The sequence below is a fragment of the Legionella quateirensis genome, assembly GCF_001467955.1.
Taxonomy (GTDB): Bacteria; Pseudomonadota; Gammaproteobacteria; order Legionellales; family Legionellaceae; genus Legionella; species Legionella quateirensis.
The window spans coordinates 73,879-97,292 of the sequence record NZ_LNYR01000022.1 but is presented as its reverse complement, the minus strand read 5'-3'; the positions used below and the strand labels follow the sequence as shown (position 1 = coordinate 97,292).

Sequence of the window (23,414 nt, the reverse complement as noted above, 5' to 3'; positions counted from 1 at the left end):
CGTAAAGAAAGTATCTATAACTGTTTTGATTTTAATGTTCAAGAAGAGAAAAGAAGTGTCGGGCGAAGCGCCCGACCTACACTTGCATGGTTTAATATCTTAGGACAAGCCAGGCTACCCTGGGAGTAGGCCCAAAGGCCGTATCCCAGGTTTTCATTGTACGACCATACCTCAACTAACCCCTATAAAATTCCATTCACAAGAAATCCAACTTCATAAACAAATATGGTTTACGTTCGTAGAGATTTTACTCCTGGAGGTACTTATTTTTATACTCTTGTTTTGACAAGTCGGAAATCACACTTATTAACCAGGAATATTGACCGGTTAACAAGCGTAGGTCGGGCGCTTCGCCCGACAATTCAATAACTCATATTAGATTGATTATTGATTCCGTCAAGAAAGTATCTATAACTGTTTTGATTTTAAAGTTCAAGAAAAGAAGTGTCCGGCGAAGCGCCCGACCTACACTTGCTTAATCCCCTTGAAAAATATTGGGATAGAACTGCAAGGGAAATTATTAGCCAGTCCCTTGGGCATTTAAGATTGAGTATTACAAAGATCTACTTAGGCTGACAGTTTCTAATACGTAATTTCATTAGGCATGGTTATTTAATCGCCTCATAATCGGAATAAATTTCATGCAAAACCCCTTTTACATCAGTACCTTTAATTGGCCAACATAAGGTTTTCCAAAATGCCCATCCTAAAGCGCGTATCCAGGTATCATTATCCAGTTGAACTGCATTTTTAAATACTGCTCGTTCTTCACCAGAAAAGAAATTCCACGCTATTACTAAATCACACGCAGGATCACCAATAGCAAGCTGGCCAAAATCGATAATAGCGCACAGTCTTCCATGACGAACTAAAATATTTCCAACGGCTATATCTCCGTGAACCCAAACTGGCTTTAAGTGCCATACAGAAGAAAGTGCCTGTTGCCATAATGATGCCGCAATTCTTTGTTCATGAACGTTTTTAATTTTAGGAATTGCAAGCTGCATTTCATGATCATAGGCCTTTAATGAAGTGCCCCGATAAAAATTATGTGCGCCAGCCAAAGGTCCATCCGTAGCATCTAAAGATTGAAATTCTTTTAAGCACTTACCCAATGCTTTCGCGAACTCATTTTTATCATGAATATTCTGTATTGAAGCAGTCTCCCCTTCTATCCAACGATTGATACTCCAATGCAATGGATAATCGGGTGACGGTTGTCCAAGTGCGATCGGTTGCGTGATTTGAAATGATAGTTGTTTAGAGAGCCATGGCAACCATTGATATTCTTTATTTATTTGTGGCTCATACTCCCTATCACTAGGCAAACGAATCACCATGTCTTCACCTAAATGAAACGTTCGATTATCCCAACCACTTTGAACAACTGGATGTATCGGTAGTGATTGCCATTGTGGAAATTGCTCGGCAATCAGCTTTTGGACTAAGTAGGTGTCAATTTTTACTTTATCCATTAAGACCTCTTTTGTTTCTTTATTGTAGGTTTTCTGTGAAATTTATGCGAAATTCCTGCATGCTCAAAATCAAACTCAAATTTAAAACCTAATTTTTCCATAACGCGCAATGATGGATAATTATTGTATGCGGTAAAACAAATAGTACTAGCCAAATTCAAATGCTCTTCAGCATACTCCAAAGATGCTTGCCCCATTTCAAATGCTAGACCTTTTCCCCAATAGCTTTGAGTTATTTGATAAGTTAACTCAACTTCTTCTTTTCCATCAAATATAAAAGTCTTTAATCCCCCTCGCCCAACGTAATTGTGGGTTTCTTTGTCATACCACATCCAGGGAGCAAAACCATATTGGTTGTAATGCGTCATATCCGATTCCAAACGATTTAAAGCCTGTTCCTCATTGTATGAAACACCATAACATTGAATAAACTCAGGATTTGAAAGCATTATTGCATAGTCTTCGTGACAAGCTACTTGGGGAATAAATGCAATAAGACGCGATGTTTCAATGAATGGTTTATTAACCCCAAAATGTAAAAAGGATTTCTTTTCTATAAGCTGACAAAATTCATTCTTGGCATTGGCATAATCAATCGTATTATCATGGATTTTGCTCAAGTTAAGCTTAAGTGCCTCATATTCGTTAGCAATATTTGGATAAAGACGCAAATAATCGCGAAACAACAGATGCTTCGCAAACCAAGAGGATGGATAATTAACCAAATGAATCTGGTGCGTCCGCTCACCATGTTCATTGTCTTTTTGGAAATAACGCCGATGTGGAAAAACTGTTTCAAAAACCTGGTTATATCGATAACCCAATGATTCCATTTTTTGGATATCCTCAGAAGTAAATTCACGCAAACACTTAACACCAATTAAAATATCAATCACTGGTTTTGCACAAATGCCAGGAATAGCTGTACTGCCAATATGCTCAATTTGGATTATGTTCTTAATATCCAATTGCAATAGCTGTTTTTTCTCTAGGTCAAATGCAGCTTTCCACGCAGGATTGTGAGGGAGTAAGGTGATCATATTGTGAGATTTTGTATTTAATAATAACCAATATTGGGCTATCTTAGCATATATCCTAAAAGTGTATTAAAAATAATCACCATACCGAGGTAAAAATGATTGTGATAAAAAAGCTGGATGGATTGCATATAGATGAATTGTCATCCTATCTCAATCATCACCAAGAAACGACTATGTTCATAAGGAACAACTTATACCACTCAGGTATTACCTACCAAGATGCACCATTTCACGGAGAGTATTACGGCTCCTTTGAAAACAATAAAATTAATGGTGTTTTAGCGCATTATTGGAATGGTAATGTGATGATGCAAACTGAAAATTTTACTGCATTATCAGCTCTAGTAGAAGAATTCGAGCTTAAACGAACAAGGCCAATAGCTGGAATACTGGGAGAAGACACCCAGGCAGGCTTTGTCATTGATAAGCTAAACCTGGAAGCGTCTCTATTTGCCATTAATTATCAGGAAAAACTATTCTTACTTAATCTCGACAAAATGACGATACCTCAAGCAATTCATTCATATAGCTGCACCCTCAAACCAGTGCAAGATTGCGACACGGATATCATCAAAGAATGGCTTATCGCTTACCATATTGAAGCACTCGGGGACGATGCTGATAATCCCACACTGGAACAATCCATTACTGATGAAATTCAAGATACGCAGCTTAGCCAAAATCGATGGGTTTTATTTGTAAATAACACCCCTGTTTCCTTATGTGGATTTAATGCCAATCTACCTGATATTGTACAGATCGGCCCGGTTTATACTCCTCCTTCATTAAGAAATAAAGGTTTTGCCAGAATAGCTGTGTACCTTTGCCTCAAACAAGCTGCCGACCAACAAATTAAAAGAGCCATTTTATTCACCAATGATAATTCCGCTATATGCGCATACCAAGCCCTTGGTTTTCACCAAATTGGAAAATATCGATTGGCATTGTTAAAACAATGAGCTCATTGGGGTATGATGTATGGTTGATCTTGAAGTCGTTAGTTTTTTGTCATTAATTATTCTGGTGATTTAGTGGCCCTGATATTTGAGCTGAGCGCTACTGAAATAGCCAGGGTAGCCTGGGAGCAGGCCCAAAGGCCGTATCCCAGGTTTTCATTTTACGACCATACCTCAACTAACCCCTATAAAATTCCATTCACAAGAAATCAAACTTCATAAACAAATATGGTTTACGTTCGCAGAGATTTTACGTCAGGAGGTACTTATTTTTATACTCTTGTTTTGACAAGTCGGAAATCACACTTATTAACCAGCCATATTGACCTGTAAACAAGCGTAGGTCGGGCGCTTCGCCCGACAATTCAATAACTCATATTAGATAGATTATTGATTCCGTAAAGAAAGTATCTATAACTGTTTTGATTTTAATGTTCAAGAAGAGAAAAGAAGTGTCGGGCGAAGCGCCCGACCTACGCTTGCTATTTGGGTTAGAGCTGCACATAGAAACCTTAGAAATATTGTATAAACAATTATCCGACGTATTCAGCAATCTAATATGTGCTAGTCTGCTGAAATTTAGTCTCTATTTTTATAGAAAAATTACCTATAAACTCATGGTTATAAAAGAAGGATAATTTATGAAAAAAATTTCTGAATATTTATGGACCATCATTACTGGTATCGCCACTATATGGGGATTTTTATCTTTCATTTGGATAATACTAAGTTATTTTAATATATTTCCGTTTTATGAAATAAAAATTAAAAAAATAAATAGCGTTGAGCTAATCACGAATTTATTTTCTGGCCAAGATATTCAACTTGATTTTAACCCTATTGGTTACGTAGATCGATCAGAAATTCACACTGCGCAATGGGATATAAAACATGAGAAACAAACTTTATTTACTCTCACGGGATTAAGACCAATACTATCTCTCCCTAAAACTGCAGATGGTATCTTTAACATTTCAGTAAAACTAACTTTAGAAAATCATGGAATATTACAAGGCTACTCAAATATATATGTTGTACAACAAGCAACTCATCAAATAACAACACAACTTCTAAAAAATATAATTATAAAATCTGATGTTCCTCAAAACAGTATGGCATTTAATGGAACAGGGAATCCTCTAATTAATACATCCGAAATAGAGGTCTATGCGGGTAATAATATGTGGTTAAAAAAGAAAATAATCAAATCTGGTAACAACTACTACATCAATTTAAATCCAGGCGATCACGTTACAACGACAGCTAACAAAATGATTTTACGAATTCCACATTCAGAAAGCACCGCTAGTTATTTATCGGTACCATTTAATGAAAGCAATTAATTATATCTATTACCTAAGTATTGAAGACGATTTAATATAAGTGTACCCCAAAGTGTACCCCGAATGCGACACTACCGCGACACAAAAACGTAACCTATTGATTTTACAATGCCGCTGCGCGGAATCGAACCGCAGACCTTTTGATTACGAATCAACTGCTCTACCAACTGAGCTACAGCGGCATATAAAAAGTATACTTAACTTTGGTGATGTTGCAATACTACTCCTATGGTCCAGTCGGCATTTTTATTCAGGGGTAAAAAGTTGATGCTTTGGCTGACCGGGAGGCCGTAGCCATTTACTATTAATGCGTAGAGGTAGGATGGTAGCATGCAGTAGTTGTAGAGCATGAAGTTATCGGGGTGGATTTCTTCCAGGGTGGACCATTTTTGGTGGCAGATGTTTTTATCTGCGAATAATATTAAATCCTGGTTGGTAAAACGTTGTTTGGTGGTTGGGAAGATTTTATCGTTGAGCATGAAGGAAATCCCGCCAATGATGTACCAATTGTCTACCGGGTTTAAAGCCAGTACTGATTTGATGGTTTTTCTTACCGAATGAACTTCATTGACTAAAATGGATATTTCATTTTTGCATGCGTAAGCGTCACCTTCAGCAAGGCGTCCGCTGGGTAATTCGTAGTCATTGGGGAAGCATGATTTCAAATCAAAGAATTGATGCCCCATTTCATTTTGGCCAAGCCCAAGAAAGCTGTGTGTATATAAACGGTATTTTTTCCCATATAAATTAAATTCTACTGTATCTTTTTTATCGATAGTTAGTTCATCTTTTAAAGGAATAACAATTTGAACGGAAGCGCCTCCAATATCCATTACACCAGCCAGGGGCTTTTCGGTTTGATCAAACAGTTTTAATTGGTAGTTTGTTGCCAACCAGGCAAAAACCCCTTCTTCATTACCGGTGATGGTTCGTGCAGAAACCAAACGCCAGTAGTATTGTTTATCAAACCAGTCAGCTACCAGTTGATTCACATTTTTATGATGAGTCTTCGGTAATAACCTCATTCCTGCAGTTGAGTAAAAATAAACGGGCATCTGGACGGTTGGTGCGTCAGTAAATAGTTTCTCCATATAGACTGAAATTGATCGATGTTCATGTTCAAGAGTCGATAATCCCGGTAAAGCCTTCCTATTCCATATTTCCCTGATTCCTGTTGGAGTATTGGTTTCATCAAGATCATAGGCATACACATGCAATCGGGATCCTGAACTTCCCGCATCAATTACAGCAAGGCAATGATGATTCAGGCAATCAGATTTATCAGCAAAAGTAACAGAGGTGAAAACAAAAAAAATACTGGCGAGTGTCCATAATCGGTACATAATCTATCCTTACAGCCTAAGATAAAATTATCCTACCTCAGTAAATTCTTAGGGTCAAAACTTAAATGCACTTTAAAAAATGAATCTTTTTAAAAATTCAACAGCTGATAATATTGAATCCTGAAAGTATAAATTTTATTATTATAATCATATAGTTATAAATAACCGTGAAACAAGGTCAATGACAGGGACGCTCTGGTAGAACAATCCATAAAGACTCACCTAAAAACTTTCTTTTAAAAGCTCAAAAATTATGCTATAAACGCCAAAATTTAATTCATACCGAATTGATAATTGAGTAACTTGATGAAATTAATTAACTGATTATTCAATTACAAAGAAACTATTTTATATTTTTTATTGTAAGAGTAGTTTTAAAATTTTTCAGTTAAATATAACATTAGAGTTTATACCTTTAATAACCATGTGAGAAATAAACAGCCCGTGAAAAATCCAACCTTAGCTAAACCCATTAAAGATAGTGGCTACCGCCGTGGCTTAAAAGACCGCCATGTTCAGCTGATTGCTTTAGGTGGTATCGTTGGATCCTGTTATTTTCTAGGAACTGGAGAGGTCATTAACCTCGTTGGCCCTGCTGTGTTCATTGCTTACATGCTGGGTGGCTTAATCATCTATTTAACTATGTTATGTATGGGTGAACTGGCTGTAGCTATCCCTATTTCAGGATCATTTGTTACCTACACATCCGATTTTGTATCTCCTTCTGTCGCCTGTGGGGTTGGCTGGTCTTACTGGATAAGCTGGGTAGCCTATATTCCCGCTGAATGCGTCGCTGGCGGTATCATTATGGAAATGTTTACCGGAATAAATGGATATGTCTGGGCGATTTGCTTTGGTTTACTGATTACATACATCAATCTGGCAAAAGTAGATACTTTTGGTGAAATTGAATTCTGGCTCGCACTAATCAAAATTATTGCATTGATGGCATTTGTGGTATTAGCGTTGCTCATTTTCTTTGGCCTGATCCATGGTACTGAACCACCTGGAATCATTGGTTTTAAATATATGTTAGGTGATGGTGGTCTGCTTCCTAACGGCACCATGTCCCTACTGACGGCCATGGTTCTACTACTGGTTAACTATCAAGGTTCGGAAATTATTGGCCTTGCCGCAGGGGAATCCGAGAATCCAGCCCGAATGATCCCGCATGCCATACGGAATGTTACGTTACGAATCTTGTTCATTTACATCATACCCGTGTTTTGTCTGGTGTTGATCTTTCCATGGCAAAAAGCCGGTTTATCAAACTCCGTATTTGCTGATGCACTTAATTTTTATGGTTTAAATTGGGCTGGAGCGGTTACCAGTTTTGTTACTCTTTCGGCTACTCTTTCCTGCGCAAACTCGGGATTCTATGGTACGGTGCGATCGCTCAATGCGCTTGCCAGAGATGGAATGGCGCCCCATGCTTTTGCTAAATTTAACCGTAACGCTATCCCGCAAAATGCGGTAATTGCTACCCTGACCGGGGTATGGACATTATTGGGTGTTGGGTACTTTTTTGGTCAAACCAAACTTTATATAGCTTTACTCCTGGTATCTGGTTTTACTGGTACTTTAGCCTGGATTTCATTATGTCTTTCTCAAATCAGTTTTAGAAATCGGCTATATCAAGCGGGTTATACCATCAAAGATTTGCGTTACGTGACGCCCTACTCTCCTTACACTGGAATAGTAGCCATTATTTTGATGTTATTTGCTTTATTCTTCCTGGTTCTAAATAAAGATCCAATGTATAAACTGGCTTTTGGAATCGGTGTAGTAAGCTTTGTATTCCCCATTATCATCTATAAGTTATTCGATTTATCTAAAGACAGACGCAAAGCCTTACATGTAAAAAGCCGTATTAAGTTTCAGGATTTGTTTCCTCCACTTTAGAATATTAAGTAAATAAATATGCATTTAATTTACTATTTCGCTGAGATACCTGTTTATTTTCTTTTTCATAGCGACAATGATGACACTTCCTCACTTGGCATTCAGCCAAGTGACTTCTCTAAAAATACATCAATAAAAATCAATAAGTTACAAAGCTGACTGTTCCTTTTCTTAACCCAAACCAAATGGTCAATAAATAATCAAAATGCCCAAAAACATACATGGAAAGTTAACGATTATGAAACAATAAAGAAACAAACCTAACGCAATATTGCAATATTTCTTCATATTTGCTATTATTTGACCAATTTTATTCTTTAATAGTATATAGGTGTTTTATGCATAACCTCCCAAAAGAGTTATACCACAGTCAAGTTGTTGGAAAAATGAGTTTTATTGTAAGTCGTTTGGAAGACATTGATCCAGAACATGTGTATCAAGAGATTAGAGATGATTATAAAGAAGAACTGCACTGGATAAAGAATGTAAAGGACTTTAATACCATAATACAAGCGAGTAAGTCTGGTCAGTGCCCTGACTTTGATACCTTAAGTAAAAAAGCATTAGTTATCCAGGAACTGGATCGTTTTGTCACCTTAATTAAACCATTTACCATGAAAAAAGAAGTGGTTGTATCGATGCATGAAAAGATGAAACACCACCCCAATTTATGGTCCAGTACTTATCACCATCGATTAAATGAGTTAGAACAATTAAACAATTCGATGGCTAATTTGCCCAAGTCAATCAAGAACTTTGTCAATGCCATCGTGACCAATTTGAAAATCCATTTGGCAGAGAATGGTTTATCGGATGAAGATCCGATTGCGAATGAACTGTTTAAACTGTCAACAAGCATGCGAGACTTAGGACATACAGATCTTAATCACCTGATTTCCTTATTTATTAACTATATGCGTACACATTCCGATTCTCAACCCTTTAAACGTGTTTTGAGTCAGGAAGAACAATCACAAATGGTCTCAGCATTATTAGCACATCGCACGACAGAACTGAACAGTAAAATCTTAAAAGCAAAATTACATGATTTGGCAGCCAGTAGCGCGCTTGATAAAGAGTTACTTGAGAACATCGATAAACTTTTCAAACAAGATAATGAATTAAAAGCTCTGAGTGAAATGCAGCTTGGTAAACATAAAGTTTATATATTTCAAGTAGAAGAGTTCTTTTCAAAAGCATCCCAACAGTCTGATATAAACAGCATTCAACATACAGAAAAACTCTGTAAACTGTTTTTATTAAGCAAAGCATTTCCTGAAGCTAAGGGATACATTGAAGTTGCCATGGAGCAATCCCCTGATAAACTTGATGCATTAATTTCAAGTCCAGATTTCCTGCATCAAATTATTATTGATGTCGTTTACTCAAAATGCCCCGGACAGGATGAGTTAGAATCTCAAACTCGAGATCAATTATGTACTCAACTCTATGACCAGTTAACGCAACTTAATTTAAATCCATCTTCCAAGAGTACGCAACAACTATACCAATTGATCAATGTTCAGGTTAAAAACGTTCTGGATGGAATGCCACAACGAAAAACTCAACTTGAAACTTTAGGATTTGGCATCCCTACTTTTTCAACTATAGAAGAAATAATCAACAGATTGGATCCAAACAAAGATCATAAAGTTAATCTGGCCGTAGTAGAGTTTTATACTGCAATTCAAAAAGCAAAAGAAACTCATTTTTATCTAGAAAATGAACCATTAATTGGCAAGCAAATTGAACAGATAAATGCCAAAGATTTTAATGCATTCTTTAATGAGTGCTGTGCTGCAGGCAAAAACGCGGTGAAACAACTCGAGGGTAATCAATCTGGAATAACTGTCATTGTTGATATATTAAAATCGATTGCAAACTGGGGAATCTATATGTTCAGCTTAGGTACATCCCCTCAGTTTTTCAAAAAACCCAGAACTGCGGTAGATGATGTTGTCCAGGCAGTAAATGATTTGAGAGAAACACTTGCAGATACTCTGAAGCATATAGACTTCAGTCAAGAGCCAAATCAAAGCATGGACTGTACAATTTAAGCCAGGTTAACTCATGAAGCCATGATCTTCAGAAACGTCCTGAATGAACATGGTTTCATGTAGCTCAGCAGTGCAGGCTTAACTCTGATTATTCCCCTCATAATTTAAAACACAGGGCATGTATTTTTTATAAACATAATGGTCATAAAAAAACCCCGCCTGTGAGAGCTATGCAAAGCAATCTACTAAGAAGCTTTATTGGATATGTGTTCTGGATTGCTTCGCTTTGCTCGCAAAGACGGACATTTATTAATTTTGACTAGTAGATAATTATCCTCGTTAGAACAATAAGGGGATGACTCAGGGCTTAGCTCGGATCGCATTATGGAATTCCCATAACACGATCATCCTGTCTTCACTCAAAAACAAGGTAAACTACTAATTAATGAAGCTTTTGCCCATTCGGTACTTTGGGATCAGTCGTAATTAAGCAAATAGCCCCATGTTCATCAGAAAAACCAACCAATAAAAATTGAGATATGAATCCAGCTATATTTTTTTCACCTAAATTAACACAGCCTACAACAGAGCGGCCTAATAAAGTTTCGGGAGTATAATGCACCGTAACTTGTGCAGAAGTTTGTAAAACACCTATGTCTTTACCGAAATCTACCCATACCTTATAAGCAGGTTTTTTTGCACGTAGAAACTCTTCAACCTTTACAACAGTGCCAGATCGTAATTCAATTTTTTCAAAATCTTCATAAGTCGCTAACATGATTCTTTCCTATCAAAAAAAAACAAACTTATCATAAATGAGCAGTATTGTCTTGATACGTGAATTGCATGATAACGAAATTTCAGAATACGGCGGGACATTTAGACTATTGAACCAATGGATAATGTAAGATCAGACGTTTGGTGATTTGAGTTTCAATTAATCCCCAAATTCACCACTTTTACTGATATCTGTTTTTTTACGTTCTCGTAGCGTTTCAATGACCACATAAAAAACAGGAACGACTAAAAGACTCAATACAGTAGCTACCAGCATGCCGCCCAAGACTGTAGTGCCAATTGAGTGGCGGCTGGCGGCTCCTGCTCCAGTAGCCGTTGCCAAGGGTAGTACACCGAAAATGAACGCGAAGGCGGTCATTAAAATGGGCCTTAAACGTAACGCCGCAGCTTCCCTTGCGGAATCAATAATGGATGCACCAGTATGTCGTTTTTCCTTGGCGAATTCCACAATCAAAATAGCATTTTTAGCTGCCAGGCCAATTAACAAAATCAATCCTATTTGCGCGTATACATCCAAATCCAGATTTCGTAACAAGAGCGCAAGACCAGCTCCTAAAAGCGCTAAAGGAACAACCAATAAAATCATAAACGGCATAGACCAACTTTCATATAAAGCAGAAAGAAACAAGAATACGAAAACCAGACACAGCATAAAAATTAATGAAGCCATATTACCGGCTTTTAATTGCTGGTAGGTAATACCGGTCCACTCCATTTCATAACCTTTAGGTAATTTTTTTGCTACTAAATTTTCAATAGCAGTTAAGGCTTGACCTGAACTATAACCCTGTTTCGGAGCACCATTCAGGTTCGCTGCAGTATATAAATTGTAATGAGGAATGTTATATGCGCCATTAGTATATTCAACTTTTAATAAACTGCTTAAAGGTACCATAGCTCCAGTATCGCTTTTAACATATAGCTTGCTGATATCAGTCACTTCCGCCCTTGCATTGCCCTCAGCCTGAACCATTACCCGATATGTTTGTCCATATTTGGTGAAGTTGTTAATATAAAACGAACCCAAATAGGTTTGTAAAGTAGCCAGCAATTCGTTAATTGATACATTTAAAGCCTTGGCTTTTGTTCGATCTATATTCAAAAATAACTGAGGTACCTGAACAGACAAATCAGAAAATAACCCCTGAATCGCAGGATCCTTATTTGCATCTTCTACAAATTGATTAACAACCGCCGCTAATTGATTTACTCCCTGATTATTCACATCCTCAATTTCAAGCTGAAATCCACCAACAGATCCCAGGCCAGGAATAGTTGGAGCGTTTAATACACCAATCCTGGCATCATTTATAGTGTTAAACTGAGCTTGTACTTTCTTCATTATGCCTGCAGCACTTAATTCAGGTGTTGTACGTTCCGACCAAGGTTTTAATATCACAAACATTACGGCTGTATCGGGTTGATTTATTGAATCAATAATGTTGAATCCATTGATACTGATAACATTAGCAACTCCATCAGTTGAGGACAGTATTTTCAGCGCTTTTTTGACTGTTTCCTCAGTTCTATATAGGGATGAAGCATCAGGCCCTTTAACAACAGTAATAAAATAACCCTGATCTTCTTCAGGTAAAAATCCGGTGGGCAATGATTTGAAAACAAATGCTGTAGCGACACCTAACAAGGCAAAAATAATTAAAACTATTTTTTTATGATTCAGACACAACTCTACCATCGCTTTATATTTGTTTAAGGTTGTTTGATATCCTCGCTCAAACCAACGAAACACAAAAAAATTATTTTCCACTTTCTTTTTAAGTAACACCCCACAAAGAGCAGGACTTAACGTTAAGGAGTTAATCCCGGAAAGTGCCACTGAAAATGCAATTGCCAAAGCAAATTGATTGTACAAACTACCGGTCATTCCAGGTATAAACGCAACAGGAACAAACACCGCCAACAAGATTAAAGTCGTTGCAATAATAGGCCCCTGCACTTCTTTAGTTGCTAACAAAGTGGCTTCTTTAATGTCAGAGACATGCTCTTCCAATTTTTTCTCAACGTTCTCGACAACGACTATCGCATCGTCAACCACTAATCCTATCGCAAGAACTAAACCCAAAAGACTTAGAGTATTAATGGAAAAACCAAAAATACTAAACAATGCAAATGTTCCAATTAAAGACACTGGAATTGCAATACAAGGAATCAGTGTGGTTCTCCAGTTTTGCAAAAAGAGAAAAACCACAATAAAGACCAAACCAATTGCTTCAAACAGGGTAAGCACTACTTCCTTTAAAGACTCTTTAACGAATTTGGTTGTATCATAGACTATGGTGTAATCCATTCCTTCCGGAAATTCCTTTTTCATTTTATCCATGAGTTTTCTAATACCATCCGCCAGCTGCAGCGCATTAGCCCCTGGTAATTGATAAACACCTATACTGGCATTAGGCTTTCCATTAAGTTGAGAGGTAGTGATGTAGGTTTCAGCACCCATTTCAACACGCCCCAGATCTTTAACTCGGACTATCTGTCCATTTTCTTTGGTTTTAACAATAATGTCCTCGAATTGCTGCGTGTCACTCAGTTGACCCAAGGTAGTTATTTGATACTGAAAAGGAATGGTTTGAGGAACCGGTGGTTGACCTATAACCCCGACTGCCGCTTGCTGATTCTGCTCTTTAACCGCATTGATAACTTCTATAGGAGAAATTCCCATACTCACAAGTTTGTCAGGATTTAGCCAAATACGGATTGAATATTGCAATAGACCAAAGTTATTTACGTTACCGACTCCAGGTATTCGCTCAATCGCTGGAGTCAGATGAATATCCGCATAGTTACCAAGGAACACATCATCCAGTGTACCGTCAGGAGATATTAAATTAACAACCAAAACCATATCACTGGAAACTTTTTGAATGGATATACCTGCCTGAATCACATCAGGTGGAAGCAAGGGATTGGCAGTATTTGAATTATTAAGCACGTCGACCGCACCAATATCTACATCATAACCCACATCGAAAGTAATACTGATAATCGAATTTCCATTATTAGTACTGTTAGAAGACATATAAATCATGCCCTCAACCCCATTAATATTTCGTTCAAGAGGAGTTGTAACAGTATCGGATACGACTTGAGAACTTGCTCCAATATATTGAGAAGAAACCTGTACTTCTGGTGGAACTATTGACGGATATTGTGCTACAGGCAGAATAAAGATACAAATTCCACCTACCAATACCATCATTATAGCTATCACCATGGCAAAAATAGGTCTATATATAAAAAATCTAACCATTTTTTTGACCTTGATTTTCTTGCATTTGAGGTATTACTGTTTCATCAGGTATGATTTTTTGTATCCCATTAATGATTAACAAATCCCCTTCCTTAACTCCCGAGGTCACAATATAGTGTTGTTTGTACATTCCTGATGTTTGTATTTTACTGACTTCAACCTGATTTTTTGCATTGACTAAATAAACTGTTCTTTGACCTTGTGATTCAGTTACAGCAGAGGCAGGAATTAATATAGATGGTTCCTCTTTAGTCAGTTCAAGAGTAATATTCACATAGATCCCTGGTAACAATAATTGGTCTGGATTGTCGACAATCGCCCTCATCAAAATAGTAGAGGTTGGCGTATCCGCCTGATTATTTACCAAATCAACCTTACCCTTGAATACTAATTTATTATCATAAGGTAAAACCGCCTCAACATGAAAAGGCATGTTATTTCGATATTTGAGAAAAGTTCCATAGTCTTCAATGCTTGGGCTGAATAATACATAGATGGGATTTAATTGAACAATATTGGCCAATAAGGTGTTCTCACCTGCACCCACCAGATTTCCAACATCCACGTATTTTTTCCCAATTATTCCATCGAAGGGAGCAAGCATGGAACAATAGCCTAAGTTGATTTCAGCTGTTTCAACATTCGCTTTCTGAACCAAAACTTCAGCCTGAGCTTCACCATATTGCGCCGCTGTTTCATCAAATTGAGTTTTCGAAACATCCCCTTTTTTAACCAGCTCTTTTAATCGGAGGTATTGAACCTTTTGGTATTCCATATTGGCAATGCTTTTAGCGAGCTGGCCTTTAGCAAGATCCAATTGAGCCTGAAAAGGCTTGGGATCAATAACATAAATTAATTGATCTTTTTTAACCGGCTTCCCTTCAATAAAATTCTTCTGAATAAGAAAACCCTCAACTCGTGCGCGAATGCCCACTTCAGCTATGGATTGGGTGATACCAATATAAGTTCGTTTAAGTGGAATTTTAGTTAAGGTAAGTTTAACTACGGGGACAGGACGAGGAGCATTCTGGACTGATTTATTGTCCTTGCAGGCCGCTAAGAAAAGCCCCATTAAGAATACAGTACCAATTATAATGCGTTTTGTGTACATAAATTGTATTCATCCCTGATAAATTATAATTCCCTATCTAACTATTTAGCATAGTTAGACTGAATTACTAGGTCTTAACTGACTAAAATAGCTCTTTTTATTACTTTATTTAAAAAAGTCACATTTGAATAGAATACTCTTTTCCCCTAAATTATAAATACCACTTATACAGTAACTAACGCATCCAATTGAAATTCTGGAACCAAACTCTTAAGCAGAATCAATAACTCATCATCTTGATGCTCATAGCAGGCTGTATTCAACATTCGCATGGTTTGTGTTAACTCATGCCAGTCCAACTCTCTAAATCGAGCTTTAAACAGTTTTTCGTGTTCAGTAGACGCTAATTGTTCCGTCTCATGAAACAATTCTTCGTACATTTTTTCGCCTGGGCGTAAGCCAGTATATTCAATCATTATATCCTTTCCTGGCTCTTTTCCAGCCAGTCGAATCATTTGCTCTGCCAAATAACTGATTTTAACCGGATCACCCATATCAAGGACAAATATTTCACCGCCATGTCCATTGACCATAGCTTGCAGGATCAATTGGCATGCTTCAGGAATGGTCATAAAATAGCGTTGCATGTCAGGATGAGTCACCGTCAAGGGGCCACCTGCCTGCAATTGTTTTTGAAACAGCGGAACTACAGAACCGGCAGATCCAAGAACATTACCAAAGCGAACTGTAATGAATTGTGTTTCAACTCGAATATTCAAGTTTTGACAGTAAATTTCAGCAACCCGTTTGGTGGTACCCATAATGTTGGTTGGATTAACCGCTTTATCTGTAGAGATCAAAATAAACTTCTCTACACCCACCGCGACACTGGCTTTAGCAACAACCTGAGTGCCCAGAACATTATTAAAAACTGCCACCCTGATTTGGTTTTGTAACATAGGCACATGTTTGTATGCAGCAGCATGAAATACAATTTCAGGTTGAAAACGCTGAAAAATATGATTTATTGCCACTTCATCTGTAACACTAACTAATCCTAAATCAATGGGTATCTCGGGAAAATTCAGTTTAAGTTCCTGTTCAATCTGATAGAGATTAAATTCGGAATTTTCAACTACAGCAAGACTTTCTGGTTTTAAAGCCATGACCTGACGGCACAACTCGGAGCCTATAGAACCTCCACCGCCAGTAATTAATACACGTTTTCCAGAAATAGTCGTAGCTATTCTGTCCCACTCCAGAGTGACCTGATCCCTTCCTAATAAATCTTCAATATTTACTGGTCTTAGTGCATTTACTTCGACACGCCCTGCAGCCAAAGCTGAAATACTGGGTAATGTTCTGAATGGCACATTACTGGTTTCACAAAGAGTCACTATGCGGCGCATGGTAGCGGATCGGGCTGACGGTATCGCAATAAAAATAAGATCAACTACATTTTGTCTGACTAAATCAGCGATTTGGCGGGTGGTTCCCAAAACCCTAACCCCATGAACCTCCAGACCACGCTTGCTTATATTATCATCAACAAAACCTATAGGTTGATAGTAACTGCTACGTTTTAAGTCTCGAACCAAGCCTTCACCTGCCTGCCCAGCTCCAACGATTAAAACTCTTTTGACATCTAAAATTTTATCGTTTCGTCCTCTTCTGTCCCATCGTAACCGAACTAACAATCGGCCACCGCACAATATGGATGCCAGAATGATGCAATATAATGGAAAGACTGACCGGGATAAATGGTGCAATATTGAAGTAGCGTAAAATACCGGGATCACCAAAAACATGGCAGCTACCGAGGCCTTTAAAATACGAATCACATCATTTAATGAAGAAAAACGCCATAAGCCCCGATATATTTTAAAGTAGTAAAAACAACTAATTTGTACAACAAATAACAAAGCCAGTGCGACAAAAGAAGGAGTTGACGTTAACATGCTAGGAGATGGATGCATGTTATATCGCAGCCAGTATGCGGTATACCATGCCACTGGAATTGCCGTTATATCAAAAAGGATAACTGGAAATTTTGACAGTAATTTTTTTATTAGTAATTTAATTCGATGCTTCATAAAATATACAGTGTTAAATCCATTATAATAAAAAAGGATGTTACACCATGTTACTCTTCATCGCATTAAAAATTCGTAAACATTTCATACCGATATTCTGAATCTGGATTTTCTGCCACGAATGAATTGGTTAATTTGTAAACACTTTGATTATCAAGCAATACCTTTAAACATGCATCACTTGGTGTGTAAAGTACTTGCCCATTTTTTATCAATGAGGTCAAAATAATAATTTCCGGTCTTTGAATTAAAATTTGGTGACAAAACTGTTCATATCGTTGCTGTTCCGGGTATTGCGACATCGATAAATTATTCAAACAATAAGAGTCAATAAAATGCAATTTACTCCAGTATGGAATCATACCTGAATCACTTAAAACTACCCTGTCATCAATCCTGGCATTAGCATTCAACCACTGAATAACAGACATTCTTAATTGCTCGCCTCGGACAGGATTCTCGCTAAAGTATCGATATTGAGCAAGAGTCATCCAGGGCATAAACGAAGCAAGCACAACAAATAGTACAAGGTAGAAGGCGGATAATGTAAGGGGTTCCTTTTTTTTACATAAAAACAAATTAAGTTGGTCAAGACCTTTCAATGCAAGGGGTATTAACAGTGCAAATGCGGGTAAAAAAAGGCGATTATCAAAAGCAACGATGGGATCTGCATCTCGTAACATGATGAGATAAGCGAAACTCGGCAAGCATAAAAAGAAGTAACGCTTATCCCAATCCTTTATAAAGGCAAGAAGAGCTAAAATAACAAATGGCCAAATGAGTTTCAGGTAGTTGAGATCCAGCTCATATAAAAATGCCGCAGTAAACCCTTTGCAATAAACTGAGTTAGGAAACAAATATCCATAATAATGCCATCGCCAGAGAAAATAAGGCAGATAAAACAACACTAGAGGAACAAAATAATACAGTAACTCCTTCCTGTAGCGGTTTAGGCTGGATTTCGGCTTATCCCAGCATATTAAAATAAAAAACAGTATCATGAAAGCAGGTGCTTCAGGTCGCGTCATTCCAGCCAGGGCAAGTAACATACCCGCAATAAAAAAATTGAAGTATCGGAACTCACCCCGTCCTCCTGGATATAAATCATATCCTTGTCCCCGAAAAATAAAATATACAGAACCACAGATTAAAGCTTGATAGACAGTAGTCTCAAACCCACTAACTGCCCAGATGATTTGTCCTTTGTATAATAATAAAATAATGCAAGGAATCAGAGATTCACGTTTTGTAAACCAAAAACGGCTTATCAAAAAAAGAAAACAACAAGTAACCACCAAGCCAATAAAACCTGCCGTTTTTAAAGTAACAATCGGATTTCCATTAAATACTAAGGACAATGCTCCCAATGCAACGAAACTAAAATTGGAATATCCCTCGACTGGTGGTGAATCAAGATTCCATAACAAGCCATCTCCTGACGCCCAATTTCTCGCATAGCGTAAGGAAATGTACATATCATCAATTGTAAACGGCCAAATTGCCTGAACTTGCAAAACTAACAGATAAAAAAATACTAAAACAAAAATAGCGTCATACCAACGTAAACTCGATCTCATCAAGTCAATGCCATAAACGTAAGAATGACAAAACAATACAGATTTAATCGGGATAATCGATCACCAAGAAATACATTAACAGGATCATCATTTTCGACATTCTGATTGGATAGCCAGGCGAAGCGCCATAGAGCAATCGCAGCAAATGGCAAGGTTAATATGAAGAAAAATGACTCTCCTCGTGCGTATACAGTATAAAACAAATAAGTAACAAAACAGGCTAATCCAGTTCCCACTATGAGTTGCTGTAACAGATCCGGGTTATATTTTCTCAGTACTGTCCGGGTAGAATTTTTTAATCCCAAATGCATTTCCAATTGGCGCTTGTTTAATGCGATAAATAAACTAAGCAAGGTTGCGGCTACTATCAACCAACCAGAAATAGCAACCCCTATGCCAACAGTTCCAGCCAGAACACGCAGCATAAACCCCATAGCTATGCAGGTAACATCCAGTATCGGAATTAACTTTAACACATGGTTATAAGCCAAATTAATCAACAAGTATATGGTTAGAATAATAGCCAACTGTTTCGAGATCAGTACGCCAAGCACAAGGCCGGTTACTAACAACAAAAACAGCATAAAAATCGCATCGGATACTGTGATTTGATCGCTGGCTAAAGGTCTATGGCACTTATAAGGGTGCAGACTGTCTTCATCCCTATCCTGAATATCATTATAAATATATACTGCGCTGGAAATAAGACAGAACGCTAATGAGGCCAACAGCGCAGGAACCAGATATCCTGGAACCGGAGTATAGAAAAAACCCAACATCACAAATACAGATTTACTCCAATGCGAAACTCGCAAAAGTAAAAAGAAATTAATTAACCTACCCATGTAACGTACCTTGTCGGAGTTATTCACCAATTCGATCATAATAATCTTCCCAAAACTATTTAAAACAACTTAAATCAATTCTTTCAATCAACAAACAAATGAAATGATTTATATAGCAGGCCACAGGACATGGGCATCATTAGACCTCACCCTACAAAGAGGTTCCGAAGAGGTCTATTGTACTGTTCGACACTATTAAGATGAAACCTTCTGCTAAAAGTACCATAATCCTCAAAAAAATCATCATTTCAATAAGTTAAAATAGAAATAAAAATAATTGATTTAAATTTATGAATTTATTTAGTAAAAAATAATCAAATATGATTGCATTTAACCAATGAATAAGTAATATAAAAAACACATAAGGAAATTCTTCAAAGGATATGAGGTTTATTATGCGTTATATTTTACCACCCGGTGCATTTACAAGTATCAATTTTTTGCGCGATGATTATCAGAAGGAACGAAAAGTCGACCTGGATAAATCACCATCAATGTTTGGCACCCCCATCCTATTGGGAGGAACAGATGTAGTAGCGCGTGATGCTCAGACAAAATTTATAAAAAAAATGCTTGTTGTTTTTTCATCCAATTTGCTTAATGATGACCAAGTTCAAGCCATGATGCAAAATGTAGAACAATGGGCTGGTCAGTTAGAAGCACATTTTATTGCTTCCAGAATCATGCTTGCCACCTGTCTGTACGTTCAAACGCAAATATCATCGCCCAAGAAAAATTCCGCTTTGTTTAATTTAATCAATCGAGATTTAGGCATCAACGCGGAAAACTATTTTGAAGAGGATGACAAATTAATCTGTTTTATGGCAGCCAATACCTTTATTAATTCATCATTAATGGCACTTAGCCATGCGAATATAGCCCTTAAAAAAGCAGGAATGGAGCCATTTTCAGACGAAGAGTGGAACAAATTTTCCACGTTCCTTAGCAAAACATGCAAAAAATCCGGCGCTGATAATCCCTATAAAAATTACCCGGTAACCTCAATCACTCAACCCATGTTTGGTGCAGCCTTCGCCTATACTGGCGCAACATTGGGATGTATGGGCGGCCAAATGGTCAGCGACTCAGTACAGGTCATCCCTTTAAAATTTCAACTCACTGCTCTTATCGGCAGCTCATTACTGATGATTGGTTCAGCTGGGCCTATGGGGGTTGCATTATTTTCTCAAGTTATCGCATGTAAATTAATCACTACGTTTTGTAGCATCAGTATGGCTCATATACTGAGTACAGCAATGGGGATAGTGGGTCAAGGAGTTGGAATGGGAGTAGGTTTACCCTTAGACGCCGCTTATAACTTGCTTTGGAAGGCCTGTGCGGTAATTGGAGGGTACTATTCTGACATTCCCAATACCACAACCGGTATTCGTATTAAAGACGGAGCGAACATGATAAGCGGAATGGAAATAAAATTCCTTCCAGAATCAGATGCTGCTTTAGAACATCACCCTGAGATGCAATCCGTTGTAATGAAGGATGGTAGCCTGTATATCAATGGTCAACAATTTGCAATTCCCGATAAAGGAATTCAACTTCCGTTGGAAGTTCTTGAACAATTAAAATTAAAATTAAGTCCTGAGATGATGGAACTATCAAGCAGTTCCGAAAGCCCTGAACCATCTGCACTGACTATGAGCAGTTAGAATCACAGCCCTTGTAGTTCTCTTATTTATACCCATTGGCTCCCTACAATAACGGGAGCTTTACTAGTTTTCACAAGCTATCTTCAATCCATCTTAGATTAAAAATGATAGAGGCCAAGCACAGAAGAGGATCAGATCTTGCCTTTTGTTTTATGATAGAGAAAAGCAAAAAGCAAGATCTGCCCCTCTATCTCTCTATGAGATGTTTGAGAGAGAGCCCTATAAAACATCTCGCTTTCTAAGATAACTTTGTAATTTCTCTAACCTAGGTCTTTCAGAAACCGATCGTTTATAGAACAATTATGTCTTATAGCAGAATATTACAACCGTTTAATATTAGGTCATCTAACCATGGCATCTTTATAAGTTTGTGGTTACAACGTAAATCAATTTTTTCTAAATTTGTTAGTTGCACAAGGTCGGGCGCTTCGCCCGACCTTGCATCTAATCTCTCTTCTTTAGTTCATATCAGATAGTTTATCTTATAAAAGTATGGGCAACAGTTTTGATTTTAATGCGCCCAAAGAAATGGAAATGTCGGGCGAAGCGCCCGACCTTGCTTGCCACATATGGGCTATAGCCTTTTTTCATAGAAATGGATAATTTGCACACGTATCCTGACCTTCCCCCGGAAAATCCTTCATTCAAATTCTTCTTTAAAAAATTCGTGATGTTTTCTACACAGAATTTCATCTCGAGTAAATTCAATAATATTTTGGTTCGCAATACAACGCCAATTTTGCATACCTGTTATATATTGATTATCCTTCATCTTAAATACATCAGGGGTAAATGCAGCCACATTTTTTCCAAACGCCTTATCTCTTGCTGAAGTAAAAATAAAAGCCTCTATATTTGCATCCCTCATCTCTGCACCCAGCTTCTGACTCTCCGCATAACTTGTTTTATTAGATATTTTATCTTGATATTTTTTAAAATGAGGTGCTGTTAGATCAATACCATGTTCTGTTTGTATATATGCTTTAAAAGCTGTCATTGGAATTTCAACATACTCGAGATCTGCTGAAGTATCAGCAAAAAATTTTAGACGGTAAAAGGCAACTTCTGCTAATGCCGTAAGGAGATTTATAGATCCATACCAAAGAGATTGTTCATAAGTATTACCAAATCTAGAACCATACTTAAGTGGTGGATATCTGAAAGGAGTATAGATTAAATAGTGCTTATTATTTGCTATTCCCGGCTTTGAATTCTCTAGCAACTCTTCCAAGAGATCGTGCTCTTCTCTACTTTCGACCAAGTCTCGAGAACTTGAAATATATTGAGACTCAATCATCCTCCATGGTTCCAAATTAAGACTTTTAACTAATTTTATTCCTTCAGATTCAGTCCATATACTCATAGTTTTCCGCGCATTGCATCTAGATAATTAAGTACATTAATTAAACCTGGAATAGTTTTCATTTCCTCAATTGGTGTATTTCTAAAGTATTTATTCTGACTATTCAGCCATAATTTAGCCTTTTCATGATTATTTCCAACCATTGCATTTAGACTTCGGTATACTCTCAACAGCAATAAAGCTATTTCACCCTCCTTAGTATAAGGTGAAATTAATTTAGTCCCTTGACTAATACGGGAGGCACTAGATTCGCTTATACCAATTATTTTACTTAAATCCTTTCCAGTTAAAGAATAAAATTTTGCCAAGTTGCTTACAGCTTTAGTCAAAACAGTTTCTTCTTGATGAAGCATATTATTTGAAGTTTTCATTTCACACCTCCTTTCAAATGAAATTATAGTTGTGTTTACTTTCATTTGCAAGTTCCTGTCATTAAAATCACTTATACAAATAAATAAATTGATTTTTGAATCGTTAATAAAACAGGGATTTTGTTTACTCTTATCGCTTTCTTACACTCATTAAGACTGAATATTTTTACCAAAGTATTTATCAGTGAATTGCTGGAGTTTTCTAATCAACACCCTAAAGGGTTTTGGCGAAGTCTAGGGCTGTTCAATAACAAGGGTATTGTCTATCATCTTCCTAAAGACTGGGATAAAATCTATGTTCTCTTTCAGTCGATTAAAATTTAAA

Annotated in this window: 16 protein-coding genes, 1 tRNA gene and 1 pseudogene; 6 read left to right on the top strand and 12 right to left on the bottom strand. The window is 37.2% G+C overall.

What is annotated here, in order from left to right:
• Positions 1–474: 474 nt before the first annotated feature.
• A pseudogene (locus tag Lqua_RS18725) lies at positions 475–576 on the top strand (phage integrase N-terminal domain-containing protein); the annotation flags it as partial.
• A gap of 32 nt (positions 577–608) precedes the next feature.
• On the opposite strand, the gene Lqua_RS09360 reads toward Lqua_RS18725, so the two are convergent.
• On the bottom strand, positions 609–1,475 hold the full coding sequence (locus tag Lqua_RS09360; protein WP_058474027.1) for an aminoglycoside phosphotransferase family protein: 867 nt from the start codon (positions 1,473–1,475) through the stop codon (positions 609–611).
• Positions 1,475–2,515: a bifunctional GrpB family protein/GNAT family N-acetyltransferase gene (locus Lqua_RS17955; RefSeq protein WP_058474026.1), complete on the bottom strand. Its 1,041-nt coding sequence runs from the start codon at positions 2,513–2,515 to the stop codon at positions 1,475–1,477. Before Lqua_RS17955 ends, Lqua_RS09360 begins: the two co-directional genes overlap by 1 nt.
• 95 nt (positions 2,516–2,610) lie before the next feature.
• On the opposite strand from Lqua_RS17955, the gene Lqua_RS09350 reads away from it, so the two are divergent.
• Positions 2,611–3,474: a GNAT family N-acetyltransferase gene (locus Lqua_RS09350; protein WP_058474025.1), complete on the top strand. Its 864-nt coding sequence runs from the start codon at positions 2,611–2,613 to the stop codon at positions 3,472–3,474.
• A 638-nt stretch (positions 3,475–4,112) separates the two neighbouring features.
• The gene (locus Lqua_RS09340; RefSeq protein ID WP_058474023.1) at positions 4,113–4,814 is read left to right on the top strand and encodes a hypothetical protein; all 702 of its coding nucleotides are present in this window, start codon (positions 4,113–4,115) and stop codon (positions 4,812–4,814) included.
• A 109-nt stretch (positions 4,815–4,923) separates the two neighbouring features.
• Here Lqua_RS09340 and Lqua_RS09335 read toward each other — a convergent pair.
• A tRNA-Thr gene (locus tag Lqua_RS09335) sits at positions 4,924–4,996 on the bottom strand.
• A 15-nt stretch (positions 4,997–5,011) separates the two neighbouring features.
• Entirely contained in the window at positions 5,012–6,157 is a 1,146-nt protein-coding gene (locus tag Lqua_RS09330; RefSeq protein WP_058474022.1) for an acetate and sugar kinases/Hsc70/actin family protein, read from the bottom strand.
• 426 nt (positions 6,158–6,583) lie between these two features.
• On the opposite strand from Lqua_RS09330, the gene Lqua_RS09325 reads away from it, so the two are divergent.
• Together Lqua_RS09325 and Lqua_RS09320 are read left to right on the top strand one after the other, a co-directional pair.
• Entirely contained in the window at positions 6,584–8,059 is a 1,476-nt protein-coding gene (locus Lqua_RS09325; RefSeq protein WP_058474021.1) for an amino acid permease, read from the top strand.
• A 338-nt stretch (positions 8,060–8,397) separates the two neighbouring features.
• Positions 8,398–10,116, top strand: coding sequence for a hypothetical protein (locus tag Lqua_RS09320; RefSeq protein ID WP_058474020.1), 1,719 nt, complete (start codon positions 8,398–8,400; stop codon positions 10,114–10,116).
• A 382-nt stretch (positions 10,117–10,498) separates the two neighbouring features.
• Here the strand turns inward: Lqua_RS09320 and Lqua_RS09315 are convergent, their stop codons facing one another.
• The 6 genes from Lqua_RS09315 to Lqua_RS09290 form a co-directional block, all read right to left on the bottom strand.
• The gene (locus Lqua_RS09315; protein WP_058474019.1) at positions 10,499–10,834 is read right to left on the bottom strand and encodes a tRNA-binding protein; all 336 of its coding nucleotides are present in this window, start codon (positions 10,832–10,834) and stop codon (positions 10,499–10,501) included.
• A gap of 159 nt (positions 10,835–10,993) precedes the next feature.
• The gene (locus Lqua_RS09310; protein ID WP_058474018.1) at positions 10,994–14,125 is read right to left on the bottom strand and encodes an efflux RND transporter permease subunit; all 3,132 of its coding nucleotides are present in this window, start codon (positions 14,123–14,125) and stop codon (positions 10,994–10,996) included.
• Positions 14,118–15,236, bottom strand: a complete 1,119-nt coding sequence (locus Lqua_RS09305) for an efflux RND transporter periplasmic adaptor subunit (protein WP_058474017.1) — start codon at positions 15,234–15,236, stop codon at positions 14,118–14,120. The genes Lqua_RS09310 and Lqua_RS09305 overlap by 8 nt, the downstream gene beginning before the upstream one ends.
• A 164-nt stretch (positions 15,237–15,400) precedes the next feature.
• On the bottom strand, positions 15,401–17,269 hold the full coding sequence (locus Lqua_RS09300) for a polysaccharide biosynthesis protein (RefSeq protein WP_058474016.1): 1,869 nt from the start codon (positions 17,267–17,269) through the stop codon (positions 15,401–15,403).
• 65 nt (positions 17,270–17,334) lie between these two features.
• Positions 17,335–18,846 carry a hypothetical protein gene (locus tag Lqua_RS09295; RefSeq protein WP_058474015.1) on the bottom strand — a complete coding sequence of 504 codons (1,512 nt, stop codon included), beginning with the start codon at positions 18,844–18,846 and terminating at the stop codon, positions 17,335–17,337.
• On the bottom strand, positions 18,846–19,730 hold the full coding sequence (locus Lqua_RS09290; protein WP_058474014.1) for a decaprenyl-phosphate phosphoribosyltransferase: 885 nt from the start codon (positions 19,728–19,730) through the stop codon (positions 18,846–18,848). The genes Lqua_RS09295 and Lqua_RS09290 overlap by 1 nt, the downstream gene beginning before the upstream one ends.
• Before the next feature lie 356 nt (positions 19,731–20,086).
• Here Lqua_RS09290 and Lqua_RS09285 point away from each other — a divergent pair, with 356 nt between their 5' ends.
• Complete coding sequence (locus tag Lqua_RS09285; RefSeq protein ID WP_058474013.1) at positions 20,087–21,355, top strand: hypothetical protein; 1,269 nt, start codon at positions 20,087–20,089, stop codon at positions 21,353–21,355.
• Between the two features lie 640 nt (positions 21,356–21,995).
• Here Lqua_RS09285 and Lqua_RS09280 read toward each other — a convergent pair.
• Together Lqua_RS09280 and Lqua_RS09275 are read right to left on the bottom strand one after the other, a co-directional pair.
• Positions 21,996–22,718, bottom strand: a complete 723-nt coding sequence (locus tag Lqua_RS09280) for an RES family NAD+ phosphorylase (protein ID WP_058474012.1) — start codon at positions 22,716–22,718, stop codon at positions 21,996–21,998.
• Positions 22,715–23,089 carry an antitoxin Xre/MbcA/ParS toxin-binding domain-containing protein gene (locus Lqua_RS09275; RefSeq protein ID WP_058474011.1) on the bottom strand — a complete coding sequence of 125 codons (375 nt, stop codon included), beginning with the start codon at positions 23,087–23,089 and terminating at the stop codon, positions 22,715–22,717. The genes Lqua_RS09280 and Lqua_RS09275 overlap by 4 nt, the downstream gene beginning before the upstream one ends.
• Positions 23,090–23,414: the final 325 nt, after the last annotated feature.